Origin of the sequence: Leuconostoc aquikimchii (assembly GCF_040838325.1) — a bacterium.
In the GTDB taxonomy this organism is placed as follows: Bacteria; Bacillota; Bacilli; order Lactobacillales; family Lactobacillaceae; genus Leuconostoc; species Leuconostoc aquikimchii.
On record NZ_JBFPER010000001.1, the window covers coordinates 1587298 to 1600576 of the forward strand.

The 13279-nt window shown below is 37.7% G+C and carries 15 protein-coding genes, 1 tRNA gene and 1 riboswitch; of the genes, 6 read left to right on the top strand and 10 right to left on the bottom strand.

The features are described 5' to 3' along the window. Positions 1–189: 189 nt before the first annotated feature. The 3 genes from AB3K24_RS07745 to AB3K24_RS07755 all read right to left on the bottom strand — a co-directional run bounded on the left by AB3K24_RS07745 (position 190) and on the right by AB3K24_RS07755 (position 2706). Positions 190–897, bottom strand: a complete 708-nt coding sequence (locus AB3K24_RS07745) for a GntR family transcriptional regulator (RefSeq protein ID WP_367974874.1) — start codon at positions 895–897, stop codon at positions 190–192. Continuing rightward, complete coding sequence (gene nagA, locus AB3K24_RS07750) at positions 897–2042, bottom strand: N-acetylglucosamine-6-phosphate deacetylase (RefSeq protein ID WP_367975606.1); 1146 nt, start codon at positions 2040–2042, stop codon at positions 897–899. The genes AB3K24_RS07745 and nagA overlap by 1 nt, the downstream gene beginning before the upstream one ends. Positions 2043–2187: 145 nt before the next feature. Beyond that, complete coding sequence (locus AB3K24_RS07755; RefSeq protein WP_367974876.1) at positions 2188–2706, bottom strand: phosphatidylglycerophosphatase A family protein; 519 nt, start codon at positions 2704–2706, stop codon at positions 2188–2190. Positions 2707–2816: 110 nt separating this feature from the next. On the opposite strand from AB3K24_RS07755, the gene AB3K24_RS07760 reads away from it, so the two are divergent. Both AB3K24_RS07760 and AB3K24_RS07765 read left to right on the top strand, forming a co-directional pair. Then, positions 2817–2887: transfer RNA gene (locus AB3K24_RS07760), tRNA-Gln, on the top strand. A 74-nt stretch (positions 2888–2961) separates the two neighbouring features. After that, a complete protein-coding gene (locus AB3K24_RS07765; protein WP_367974878.1) occupies positions 2962–3486 on the top strand; it encodes a GNAT family N-acetyltransferase in 525 nt (174 codons plus the stop codon). Here AB3K24_RS07765 and AB3K24_RS07770 read toward each other — a convergent pair. Together AB3K24_RS07770 and AB3K24_RS07775 are read right to left on the bottom strand one after the other, a co-directional pair. Then, the gene (locus AB3K24_RS07770) at positions 3452–4378 is read right to left on the bottom strand and encodes a restriction endonuclease (protein WP_367974880.1); all 927 of its coding nucleotides are present in this window, start codon (positions 4376–4378) and stop codon (positions 3452–3454) included. The two genes, AB3K24_RS07765 and AB3K24_RS07770, sit on opposite strands and share 35 nt — an antisense overlap. A 152-nt stretch (positions 4379–4530) precedes the next feature. Further along, entirely contained in the window at positions 4531–5061 is a 531-nt protein-coding gene (locus AB3K24_RS07775) for a dihydrofolate reductase family protein (protein ID WP_367974882.1), read from the bottom strand. 106 nt (positions 5062–5167) lie between these two features. Next, a riboswitch (TPP riboswitch) is annotated at positions 5168–5257 on the top strand. A 148-nt stretch (positions 5258–5405) separates the two neighbouring features. On the opposite strand from AB3K24_RS07775, the gene AB3K24_RS07780 reads away from it, so the two are divergent. From AB3K24_RS07780 to tenA, 4 genes are read left to right on the top strand one after another with little or no spacing between them, the layout of a single operon-like run. Further along, the gene (locus AB3K24_RS07780; protein ID WP_367974884.1) at positions 5406–5987 is read left to right on the top strand and encodes an ECF transporter S component; all 582 of its coding nucleotides are present in this window, start codon (positions 5406–5408) and stop codon (positions 5985–5987) included. Next, complete coding sequence (locus AB3K24_RS07785; protein ID WP_367974886.1) at positions 5980–7389, top strand: ABC transporter ATP-binding protein; 1410 nt, start codon at positions 5980–5982, stop codon at positions 7387–7389. The genes AB3K24_RS07780 and AB3K24_RS07785 overlap by 8 nt, the downstream gene beginning before the upstream one ends. Further along, positions 7386–8048, top strand: coding sequence for an energy-coupling factor transporter transmembrane component T family protein (locus AB3K24_RS07790; RefSeq protein WP_367974888.1), 663 nt, complete (start codon positions 7386–7388; stop codon positions 8046–8048). Before AB3K24_RS07785 ends, AB3K24_RS07790 begins: the two co-directional genes overlap by 4 nt. Before the next feature lie 11 nt (positions 8049–8059). Next, positions 8060–8728, top strand: a complete 669-nt coding sequence (tenA, locus tag AB3K24_RS07795) for a thiaminase II (protein ID WP_367974890.1) — start codon at positions 8060–8062, stop codon at positions 8726–8728. A 183-nt stretch (positions 8729–8911) separates the two neighbouring features. Here tenA and AB3K24_RS07800 read toward each other — a convergent pair whose 3' ends face one another. The 5 genes from AB3K24_RS07800 to AB3K24_RS07820 all read right to left on the bottom strand — a co-directional run bounded on the left by AB3K24_RS07800 (position 8912) and on the right by AB3K24_RS07820 (position 13278). After that, positions 8912–9682: an amino acid ABC transporter ATP-binding protein gene (locus AB3K24_RS07800; RefSeq protein WP_367974892.1), complete on the bottom strand. Its 771-nt coding sequence runs from the start codon at positions 9680–9682 to the stop codon at positions 8912–8914. Positions 9683–9745: 63 nt separating this feature from the next. After that, positions 9746–10960 carry an aminotransferase-like domain-containing protein gene (locus tag AB3K24_RS07805; RefSeq protein WP_367974893.1) on the bottom strand — a complete coding sequence of 405 codons (1215 nt, stop codon included), beginning with the start codon at positions 10958–10960 and terminating at the stop codon, positions 9746–9748. 30 nt (positions 10961–10990) lie between these two features. Continuing rightward, positions 10991–11728, bottom strand: coding sequence for an amino acid ABC transporter ATP-binding protein (locus tag AB3K24_RS07810; RefSeq protein WP_367974895.1), 738 nt, complete (start codon positions 11726–11728; stop codon positions 10991–10993). A gap of 2 nt (positions 11729–11730) precedes the next feature. Continuing rightward, complete coding sequence (locus AB3K24_RS07815) at positions 11731–12438, bottom strand: amino acid ABC transporter permease (protein WP_367974897.1); 708 nt, start codon at positions 12436–12438, stop codon at positions 11731–11733. 12 nt (positions 12439–12450) lie between these two features. Then, on the bottom strand, positions 12451–13278 hold the full coding sequence (locus AB3K24_RS07820) for a transporter substrate-binding domain-containing protein (RefSeq protein WP_367974899.1): 828 nt from the start codon (positions 13276–13278) through the stop codon (positions 12451–12453). Position 13279 lies beyond the last annotated feature (1 nt).

The window sequence follows — 13279 nt, forward strand, 5'->3', positions numbered from 1 at the left end:
AACGTTTCTAAATAGAAACGTTCCCTTTTTAATTAAGGTATTAAAAATCTTTATTTTATAATGTCATAACAATTACTTTTAACAGATTAATCTAAAAAAACCAATTGTCGTTTTGAAATCGACAATTGGTACAATAAAAAGCATTTATTTTGATATACAATTCATTTGACAAATAGACCAAATCTTTTTTTACCGTGTCAAAGTAAATTCAAAGCGTTCACCAACATAGTATGAACGTACATATTCAAAAGGTCGCTCATTTTGATCAAAAGAAACTTGGCGCACACTCAATATGGCATCCCCACGTTTAATTTGTAATAGTTCTGACAAGCGTTCATTGGCTAAAGCCGCTGAAATTGTTTGTTCTGCACGTCCAGGTTGGATGCCTGCTTTTTCTAATGTCACATACAGAGATTCTGTCAAATCATGGCGTGAAAAGTCACTAATTAATTTTGCCGGCAATGTGGTTCTCTCAAGTAAGATAGGTTCGTTATCACCCAACCGCAAACGTTCCATAACCAAAACGTCATCATCATCTGCCAATTGTAGATGCATAATTTCAGACGCAGATGGTGACGTTATTTTATAACTCACTGTTTGCGTTTTTGAAATACGTCCTGTGCTAGCCATTAGTTCTGTAAAACTCGTCATGCCTAACGCACGCTCAGATACTTTTTTCTCCGCGATGTAAGTACCAGAACCAACTTTACGTTCTAACAAGCCTTCATCAACGAGCGTCTGAATAGCTTGTCGCAATGTCATTCGCGACACATTAAAAGTTTCGGACAATTCGCGTTCAGCAGGTAAACGTTTTTGAGATTGCCATTCCCCGGCTTCAATGCGTGCTTTTATTTGATTATGAATTTGAATGTAGCGTGGTATAGCAGGTTTTGTCATTAATTTTCCCGTGCAAAACGACGTCCAAATGAATAAGTCGCCTGTAATTGCATATTTTCCTTGTTAAATATATTAAAGTCGGCGTCTTTACCAGCTGATAAATCACCTTTTTGAGTCAAACCAAATTCGTGTGCTTGGTTAACTGAACTCATTTGTACAGCATCACTAATATTAGCAGATGTAAATTGTTGAATATTACGAAATGCTTCATCGTAAGCCAGTACCGAACCTGCTAAATGACCGTTCTCAAGACGTGCTTGCTTATCTTTCACAATCACCTTTTGACCACCAAGTTCTGAAACACCGTTTCCCAAACCTTCAGCTCGCATGGAATCCGTTATTAACTCTAAACGCTGATTCCCCTTTAAACGAAAGGCCATTTCTAACATATCAGGGACGATATGAAACCCATCAGCAATGATTTCGCCTGTAATCGACGTTTCTAACATGCCATGCCCAGTGACACCGGGTTCACGATGATGTAATGGCCTTTGTGCATTATACAAATGCGTCATGTGTGTTGCTCGTGAATGAATTAATTGCGCACGTGTCGCATTCGAATGACCAATTGAAGGGATAATATGATGTTTTAACATAAATTCTTCAAAATCAGGCATACCCCCATTTTCTGGTGCATAGGTCACTAATCTGATACGTTCACCAGATAATGCATACCACTTTTTAAGTAATTCAGTATTAGGATCAATAATATATTCTTCTGGCTGTGCACCCATAAATATCTTGTTGATGAAGGGGCCTTCTAAGTGAATACCTTGAATAACAGGATTTGTTTTGGCAACCTCATTGATGGTGACCAATGCCCGTTCAATATTTTCAGGTGACTGCGTAATCGTAGTCGGAAACAGCGATGTGATTCCCTCAGTCACCATTTTATTAACCATATCATTGAGTTTTTTAGCGTCCCCATCCATGGTATCTAAACCGTACCCACCATGCTTGTGCACATCAATAAATCCAGGTACAATGAGTTTGCCACTTGCCTCGGTGATTAATTCGTCATTTGTTTGTGGTGTAAAATCAACCATATACCCGACTTCTTCAATAATATCCGTAAAACGGATATACGCTTCTGCCATATGCTTTGATCCCGTGTAGAGGTCAATGTTTTTTAATAATTTAGTCATAATATAAATATTAGCAAGTACTATTACACTCATTTCGAGTAATAACATAACAGCTTTTGCCGTTCCTCCTATTTATTCTTAACCTCATTATAATTGGTATAGACCGATTATGCAAATTTAAGCGACTGAAAAATTGAAACGACTGCTATTCACCTAAATTACGATCTGTATGCATCGTTCCAGCAGCATATTTATGAGCAACTTTTGAAGCGGCCGCTGCGGCCAATGCACCAACAATATCATCTGCAAATGTTGTCACAGCGTCCGTTGTTTTTCCTTTACGATCCAATTCGCCAACTAAACCAACTTTTATTTTGTCGATATAGCCATAGTTGGTCACACCAATTGTATCAAAAGACATTGCAATCGCTGTGCCTAATGTTTCATCAACGCCAAACAACGTATCATCATTTTCAACCAAATCTTGTAATGGTGATTCTAATAAATGCGCTTCCGCCAAACGATCTAATTCCAAAGCAACCCAAATCTGATGTTGCACGACACGTTTGTGTAAAATACTAATAACAGCCTCTTCAACCTGTTCAATCGTTAACCCTGGCAGATAAGATTTTTCGCTATCGTACCCAATTATCGCAATTTCATGGAGCGTGATATGATGCCTGTTCAATTTTTCAACGGTGTTTTTGTAAGTTGCATATTGCATAATTTCTCCCCCTACTGTTTTATCTAGTATATACAAAAAAAGAATATTTAACAAAGGGCATTTTTAGACTTGCAAAAATCACCGAACTTCTGTAAAATAGTTAGAGTAATTGCCCCTTGGCCAAGCGGTAAGGCGGTGGCTTCTGGTGCCACTATCGTTGGTTCGAATCCAGCAGGGGCAATAAAAAAGTGATCAATGTGATCGCTTTTTTTGTTGTTTTTTTCTAACAATAGACGCGCAAAATTAGGAGACGCTATGACCATTAACCTTAAACCTTTTTCAGAATCAGATATGCAATACGTTTACGACGTTGAATATGGTAATTTAGCGGATCGCACTTGGATGGCCTTTAATGGCCCCTACTTTCAAGACCCTATCCCAACATGGCATGAATTTCAACAAAACGCACATGGGCTAATTAATCATGCACACCATCGTTTAATTTGGTATAACCATCGTATTGCCGGTGAAGTTTCCGCACATTGGACTGATGGTGCGCTCCAGCATTGGTTAGAAATCGGTATCGTCATTTATCAAAAAAACGATTGGGGCAACGGAATCGCAAGCATTGCTATAAAAATTTGGCTCGCAGAACTATTTGCGCAACACCCAGAGTTACCACATATTGGCTTAACGACCTGGTCTGGCAATATTGGTATGCTACGCGTGAGTGAAAAAGTCGGTCTTTTGCATGAGGGAACAATTCGACAAGTGCGATATTGGCAAGGTAACTATTATGACTCTGTTAAATATGGCGTTTTACGGTCTGAATTCGCGTAAAAAATCCATCATCAATATTGATTTTTTCAACTGTAATTTCTTGTGTGGTCACACCTAACCTATATCTTCTTAATAATTGAATTAACATTTCACCATCAATTAATTGCACAGTGTTATTCCTTTTTCTAGCATCTTCAATAGCTTCTGCTGAAAATGTAGATGTCGTAACAAAAATACCACGAGTAATATTTTCACTAGTAAGTGCACCAACAAACGATTGTATTTCCGGACGTCCAACTTTATTTTGTAACCCATATCGTTTCGCTTGAAATGCTACTTTTTCTGTCAAAATACCACCAATTGAATATGTGCCAATACCATCAAGGCCACCATCGCGACTAGCTATAGTCTGATCGATATCCACTTCCATTTTTCTTAATAAAGATGCAACTATTTTTTCAAACCGATCATCTAGAGCGCGATTGTATTGTTGATCTTTCTCATCTCGAATAGTTAAAATTTGTAATAAATGACGTTCCCACTCTTCACGAGTGTCATCTCCCTCAGATGATTCATCTTGATGTAATACTTTAAATTTTTGAACATCTTTTTTAGTTTCTACTTGAAATTTTTCGTTTTCATAAATAACTTGTCTAATTTTACTAGCGCTTAGTGATGCTAGGTCGATAGACACACCTAGTTCACTTAATTGCCAAATACCTCGTAAGGAGTCGTCATTAATTAATCCTGCTTTTAATAAAATTAACCGTGCAAACCTTACTCTATTCTTATACAAACTTTCCCCACCAGAAGTCGTTTCTGCGATATCTTCATCAACTAAATTTAAATCGTTAACAATCTCACTGTATACTTCCTTTGGAGTAGCTTGACCACCTAAATTACGTAATGCTAACAATGTCGGTAAATAATAACTTTCAGCGTTTCCAATCATGATCTTGCCTCGAATCTCTTTGATTCTTTAATTAGATCACATTTATTTCCTCACTGCAAGTAGTTATTATATATGATAAATTGTAATACTAATAAATCAAAAAAATGCATAAGCATTTAATGATTTTTAGAATATTTTATATAAAACGATTACTATATGTCACTTACTCTTTTAAGGTGAATTTCTGTCATTTCACCAAGTTGTGTGGTTTCAACCGCCTGTAAACGATAGCGATAGCTCCCAGGTTCAAACAATCGTTTCCCTTGTCCAAGTAGCACAGGCACAATTTGTATCCAGAATTCGTCCACCATATTAGCCTCAAGCAACGGTTTTAAAATACTACCACCACCAATAATCCAAATGTTGTCACCCGTTTGTTTTTGATAATTTTTAATAATATTTACGACATCCCCCGAAACATAGGTCGTGTCTTTTTGATTCGTATGGTCGCCACGCAAAAAAATGACTTTTTCTTTACCTGCATAAAGCGCTTCTTCACCCATCATTTGCTGTGCTACTTCAAATGTTTTTCGCCCCATTACAAATGTACTAATCTGTTTTTCAAATGTTTCGTAGGTTGATTGACCATTTAAGTTGGTATCCAGCAACCACTGCAAATCATCATTTTCATCAGACAAAAAGCCATCCAAACTTATAGCACCATAAAAAACTACTTGACGCATAAAAATCACCTTTTTTCTTTAGATAACCGTTACTACTTTCTAACACTTATTTTAACATAGTTGCACAATCAAAAAAATTATGTTAAATTTAACTTGTAGTTTAATATTTAACAATCTGGGGTGCCACGTGGCTGAGAAACACCCATTGAACCTGATCTGGTTAATACCAGCGAAGGGAGAATTGCTTTTTTGATGTTGTACTAGGCAAACTCTTGGCTCATAAATGAACCAAGAGTTTTTTATTTGCCTAGAAAGCACCATTAAAGAGAGATTTCAATTTTAAACCATTTTGTATACCAGACATAAAATAACAACTACAAAAAATTTATTGGAGGCATAATCTTATGCAAACTATTTCAAAGTCAAAATCAACACGTTGGGCACTCCGTGATGTGTTGTTATTGGCATTCGTCGCCGTTTTTATCGGTTTTATTTTTTGGGTACTTGGCCCAATTTATAATTTATTATCAGCTGCTTTAACACCATTGGGTTTAGCGCCCTTTGCAAATGAGCTACTCATTGGTGGCTGGATGATGGCCGGCCCACTTGCTAGTATTTTAATTCGTCAAGCAGGTGCTGGCGTTTTGGGTGAATTCTTTGCTGCTGCCGTTGAAATGTTACTTGGTGGTCAATGGGGTGTCGCAACTTTGTTATCTGGCCTTGTACAAGGTATCGGTAGCGAAGCAGGATTTGCTGTTTTAGGTTACAAAAATTGGGGTTGGCGTGGTATCTTTGCCTCAGCAATCACCGGAACAATTGTGACATTTATCTGGTCTGCCTTCCGTGATGGGTACAGTTCTTACCATATTGGTCTATTAATCGCCTTGTTCATCACACGTTTTATCTCACTTTTGTTCTTTGGTGGTGTCTTAGTTGTTGCTATCCAAAAACTGATTGAAAAGGCTGGTGTTTTGCATCGTGACTGATTTAGTGGTTGACCATGTGAATTTTGCTTATCGCGAAACACCAGTGTTAACCGATATTTCACTCAAATTACGACCCAACAGCTTTAATTTACTTGTGGGTCCCAGTGGTAGTGGTAAATCGACGCTGCTTAAATTATTATCTGGCTTGTATCCAACATTTAGTGATGGCACATTGACTGGTAAATTAACCCTCGATGGTTATGACATTCATGACATTGTGCCTTATCAACGCGTGGCGCACATTGGTTACCTATTTCAAAATCCAACACGGCAATTTGTCATGAGAACCCCCTTTGAAGAATTACGATTTAGCCTAGAAAATTTACAGGTTAAGCCTGAAGACATTGAAAAGCGTATCACTGATGCTATGAAAAGTGTTGGTATGACAGCTTATATGCATCATGATTTATTGCACTTATCTGGTGGCGAAAAACAAAAAGTGGCACTAGCCACCGTTTTAGCTGCAGATAGTGAATATTTATTGTTAGATGAACCATTTGCAAACGTTGACCCCGTTGCAAGATTACAACTAATCGACGTGATCAAAGCTTATCAAAATCAAGGTAAAACCATTTTAATTACAGATCACGATTGGAGTGGTTATACGGATGCAATTGATGATATATTTGTCATGACAGCTGGTCATCTACATAACGCCTTATCAGATGAACGTGAACAAATTTTGGCTAAGTTACCAAACCAACCGGCCATTCATACCAGCCTCCCAGACGAAAAAGAGGGTATTATCACACTTAACTCTGTGACATTAAAAAATGGTACACGCACGCTGTTGTCAGCCACAACTCGCCTATTGCCAAAAGAAAAGCGAATTCTTATCACCGGGCCAAATGGTGTTGGTAAGTCAACATTATTAGCTGCACTTGTTAAGTTATACCCTTATGGCGGTACAATTACCTATCAGCAAGAAAATATTGCTAAACGTAAAATAGCAAAACACGTACAAGATGTTGCACTTATTTTTCAAAATGCTGAACAGCAATTTGTTGCCATGACAGTGAGTGAAGAATTGACACAAGCGCAAACGTTAAGCCACTCGCCTGAACTTTGGTCTGATGATATCATCACCCACGTCTTAACACAGTTAAATCTAGACAAGCTTCGTGACCATATTGTTTACCAGCTGTCTGGTGGCCAACAGAAAAAATTACAAGTATTACTGATGCTAATCATTGGTACCCCAACGTTATTATTTGATGAACCCTTGGCAGGGCTAGATAGCATCTCACAGCAACATTTACTTGATATCATTGCCGATTTGACAACACGGCAACATCAAACAGTGATCATGATTAGTCATCAGTTACATGCGGTAACCGATTGGTTTGATTACCATTTACAATTCGATAATCAAGAACTCAATTACGTTGGTGATGCCTTATGAATCCATTGATAAAATTTGCAACCGTTATGGTTATTGCTTTGGAACTTACTTTTATAAAAAGCGTGACACTCAATATTATTATCATTGGCGTTAGTGCCTTTTTATATCTATTTCTTAAACTCAATTGGCGGCAATGGTTATGGTTATTTATATTGCCGTTATTACCTGGACTAGGCTCTTGGTTTTCATTGATGTATTTTGGTACTGGGGATCACGAGCATATGGCTTGGGTCATGTTATCTCGTGTCTTCGCCTACCTATGGTTAGGAGGCTTGTTCACATTAAAACTTAATGATGAACGTGACGTTTTCTTAGCCACTTTGGAGCAAAAAGCTAAACTCAGCGCAACATTTGTTTACGCACTAGTTGGTGTTTTGAATTTCATGCCTGCAGTTAGCCAAGAAATGAAAACCATTCGCGTCGCTTCACAAATGCGTGGTCAAACATTGCATATTTGGCAACCGCAACTTTATTTTAAAGCCATTTTGGCGGCTATTCGTTGGTCCCAAAATCTGGCTGAAGGTATGGTTAGCCACGGCTTTACGGAAGGTGCAATGCGTACACATTTACAGATTGTTACCATTAAACGACGCGACTGGTTCTTACTCATTATTATCTTAATTGCTTTTCAACTATTACTGTTACCTAACTGGTATTGAGGAGAGACTTTATGACTTTTTCAGAAGATGTTTTAACGCGTGCACAACCAATGATGGCCGCCATTATGGCGCATCCATTTGTTCAAGGTATTGCAAACGGCAAAGTGTCTGACGACACTTTAAATTATTATGTAGAACAAGATGAACATTATTTAAAAGACTATTTACAGGTTACTGCCCTCACGCTTACAAAAACAGATAATGCAGACGATATCGCCCGCCTCTTAGAAACAGCGCAATTTGTCAGTAACGAATCCAAAGCCCATGAGGTAATGTTAAATATTACTGGCCATCACGTGGCAGATTGGCGTCGTAGTCCAGATACACAATTGTATACGGACCACATGTACACTTCCGCTTACCATGGCACTTATGCTGATGCAATCGCTGTTTTGTTACCATGTGCTTGGAGTTACGGCGTTATTGGCAGTGAACTTGTGTCGCAAGGTGCAAATAACGAGGCAAATCCATTGAAAGAGTGGATTGAAATCTATGCACCACAAGCAGGTGATGCCATTGATTACAATGCTTGGCGTTTTGATGCCTTAGAACGTGCCGTTGCTAATTTCAGCGATAGCCAAAAAGAACACGTCGCTCAAACATTTTTAAAAAGTTTAGAAATGGAGTGGCGTTTCTGGGAAGCTGCTTGGCAGCAAACACAATGGCAGTTTGAATTTTAAAATAACACAATAAAAATAGGTTAATGTGCAGATCATCGTTCTAAACACATTAACCTATTTTATTTTGTCTGAAATTGTCAATGACCATGTCAAACAAGTTCATTCACATGCTTGCACACCGCAATAACATTTTTAAAAACAGGAAGTAATATCGCTAGTTGATTGACTAATAAATTCAAGATTTTATGTTGCTAAGGCAACGGTTTCAAAATTTTTACCTGATAAACGCGTTAAAAATTTTTTTGTACGTTCATCTTGAGGTGAATTGAATAGATCTTGTGGCGTGCCTTGCTCTACAATCACACCGCCTTCCATATACAACACACGATCTGCTACTTCATAAGCAAATTGCATCTCATGCGTTACGACAATCATCGTGTGTCCTTCTTGTGCTAATTCTTTCATAGCTGATAGCACTTCCCCGACTAATTCGGGATCCAACGCACTAGTCGGTTCATCAAACAATAATAGTTCTGGTTGCATAGCCATTGCTCTGGCTATGCCTGCACGTTGCTGCTGGCCACCAGACAACTGAACTGGATAATAATTTACCCGATCAGATAGGCCAACTCTGGCCAATGTCATCATGCCAATTTTCTTTGCAGCATCTCGATTCATTTTTTTGACTCTGATTAAACCTTCAATCACGTTTTGTAATACCGTCATGTTGCCAAACAGCGCGTGCCCTTGAAAAACCATAGCCGTTTTTAAAATTAAATCACGAGTATTATGGCGATCTTTTTTTGTAAAATCTTTTGTCACATTATCTATTTTAATTTGCCCTTTATCAGCTTTTTCTAGGGTATTAAGGCATCTCAAAAACGTCGTTTTACCAGAACCAGATGGTCCTAAAATAACAATCACCTCGCCTTTATGTAACGTTAAATCAATGCCTTTTAAAATTTCTGTTTGATAAAAAGATTTGTGAACATTCTTAATTTCAATAAAACTCATAGCCAACCTCCTATTGTTCGTCTTATTATATTTTAGTAACGCGATATCCAATACAAAAAGTTATCATTTTTTGGCTGCTTCTGCAGCTGCACCAATACGAGAAATACCATTTTCAATTTCAACCAACGTTGGCAACGTAAAATTTAATCTAAAATACTTTTCATACCCTTTGCCTGCAGCACTCATAATATTACCAGGAATAACGCCGACTTGACGTTGCGTAATTTCATCATAGAATGCATCGCCATCAATGTCATCATTTAATTTAATTGACACAAAATAACCACCCTCTGGTACACTAAATGACATATTTTTTTGACATTTTGCTCGCAAAGCATTAATCATTGTTTCTAATTTAAGGCGATATAACTGACGTAAATGTTCAATATGCTTATTGAAGTCATAATCTTCAAATAATTGGCTGGCCAAGTACTGCCAATACAAATTTGAAAAGGAATCAGCCACCTGTTTGACCAAAATTAGTTGATCAAATACCGCTGTTGGCGCTAGTAAGTATCCTAATCTCGATCCTGGTGCTAATATTTTTGAAAAAGAACCAGCATAAATGACGATCCCCACATCATCTAATGATTTAATTTTTGGTATAGCTGTTTTATCAGTGTACAATAAGTCACCGTAAGGATCATCTTCATAAATCATAACCTGATACTGTTTACAAATATCATAAACCGCTTGTCTTTTTTCTAAAGTCATCGAGGTGCCCATAGGATTTTGAAATGTCGGAATTAAATATAATAATTTAATCTGATGAGACGTATCAGCAGCTAGCGTTGCACGCAAAACTTCTGTGTCAATGCATCCTGCATCATCAAATGGCAATCCTTGTGCGTAGCCACCATAAGATTTAATTGCATTAACAGCGCCAACAAATGTCTGTTCTTCGGTTAACACTGTATCACCTTCGTTTACAAATAGTTTAAAAACCAAATCCATTCCTTGTGTCGATCCTGAAGTAATTAACAAATCATTATCACTTATATTGAGCGCTTGATATTTATGCAGACGCGCTTTAATTTGTGATCTTAATTTAGGAATACCTTCACTTTCACCATATTGCATAAAATCAAAAGCATGTTCTCGATATATTTTGTCAGAAAGTTTAGCTAACTTATCAACAGGAAATGCTTCATTGCTGGGATATCCATAGGTTAATTTAATATAATGATCAACCGTTTGACTATTTTTCGCTTGTTCTCGTAACGGATTGACCTGCAAAGCGGCCACTCGTGTTGCAAATTGATAACTAAGTTTTGACATGTCGCATAATCTCCTTATAAATTAGTCATTTTATTTGACTGTAAAGCGGCTTAAAAATGCCTTGGTTCGTGCCTCTTGAGGTTCTTCAAATATTTGGTGTGGTGTGCCTTCTTCTACGATCCGACCATCACTCATGAAAATGACACGGTCGCTCACTTCGTAGGCGAACTGCATTTCGTGTGTCACGACAATCATAGCAACCCCTGTATTTTTAACGGCTTTCATAACTTTGAGAACTTCTCCCACAAGTTCAGGATCCAAGGCCGCTGTTGGTTCGTCGAATAATAGTACAGTTGGCCGCGTAGCTATTGCTCGAGCTATTCCGATGCGTTGTTTCTGACCACCAGATAGTTGTGACGGGTAATAATCACCGTGTTCCGAAAGGCCAATTGATTCTAGCAGTTCATTTGCACGATGTTCTGCTTTTTCAACACTATAACCATGAACAAGTACCATCGGTTCCATAATATTTTGTTTTGCCGTTTTATTTAAAAAAAGGGCATAGTTTTGAAAGACCATACCCATTTTCCGACGTAGTTGTAAAATCTCGTTAGCACTCGTTTGACCAAATTCTACTATTTGATCATTGACTTTGATAGATCCTAAATCAGCTGTTTCTAAAAAATTTAAGCATCGTAGAAAAGTCGTTTTGCCTGATCCTGATGGGCCTAAAATCGTGACCACTTCTCCTTCATTCAGAGATAGGTCAACACCCTTAATGACTTCGTTGTCATTAAAACTTTTGTGCAGATTTTTAACTTCAATCATTGTTAAGCTTTCCTCCTTGTCTTGCGATCTAAACGTATTTCAAGCAAACGCGCGCCACGTTCGATTAGAATTGTCATGACCCAATAAATGATAGCCGCCGCAATATACGCTTCAAAATACTTGTAATTAGAGCTTGCTGCTTGTGTTGCAGCCGAAAATATTTCGACAACAGAAACTAGTGACGCAAGTGCAGTCCCTTTAATCAAATTAATTAACATATTAATAATCATAGGGAGTGCCACTGGAAATGATTGTGGTATTAATACGCGTCTAATTGTCTGCAAATTTGTCATACCAAGTGATCGAGCGGCATCAAATTGTACCTGTTTAACTGATTCAAATGCACCACGAAACGCTTCACTCAAACCAACCATAGCCATCAAAGACAATCCAATAATGGCCAAAATACTCATTGGTAAATCACCATAGGTCATTTTCAGCCCCACTGCCTGAGCTAAATGATTAAAATTTTGAGAGGCTACCAAAAATATAATTAAAAAGACTAATATGAGCGGCACACCTTTTAATATTGTAATCATAATAGAAAATAACTGTGACAATACAGGCACCTGATAATATCTCACGAGCGCCACAACTAATCCCAATCCCCCGCCAATAATCAAACTCACAACAGCCATATAAATGGTAACAGGTACATAACGTACAATACTAATGATCACTTGAAATATAAATCCTAAATCTAAAATCATAGCAGGCCTCCATTAATCTTTCGGTACGTAATCGCCCTTCAACCACTCGTTACTCAATTTTTTAAGTGTGCCATCTTTTTTAAGTTCTGCCATTACTTTGTTAACAGCGTCAACTAACTTTGGATCAGCATCTTTATTGAACATTGGATAGGCATTGGAATGATTGACAGATTTACCATAAACCAAATTTGTCTTGAATTGACGATTTAACAGATCAATTGAATATTTGGGCGCGGGATAAACATCAAATTGCGTAGAAGCAAATCCTTGGGCAACCTGTTCCATCGTATACGTGCCCCGCACAACTGTGTATGCTTTTGCATTTGACTTAAGATAGGCATCCGTCAATGTCGCTTGGTTTGTTGCGTTTGTAACATAAAGCTTTTTGCCTTTAGCATCGCTAAATGAATTCAAAACCCCTGTTGATTTTTTGGTGGCTAGTAAGGTATCCCAAACTGTATAGCCAACTTTTCCAAACTTAAAGTCTTGTTTACGCTCTGCATTCTGTTCAATTTGATACATTGCCATCGTCGTTTTACCACTTTTTAAATTTGTAATTAACGTGGGAAAATCTGACAAAGTCAATTTGAATTTATACTGCGGCAACTTTTTATCAATGGCTTCAAGTAATGCAATATCCATACCTGCTGGTTTACCATCTTTATCCAGATAGGCAAATGGTTGGCCATCGTTACCTGAACCGACTTTGATCGTCTGAACTGTTGACGACGATTGACTACTTTTTCCTGAATTATGCATGATCATAATACCAATAATCACAATGATAATGATGCCTGCGGCAATCAAAATGCTTCTTGTATATCCTGTTTTATTTTTCATA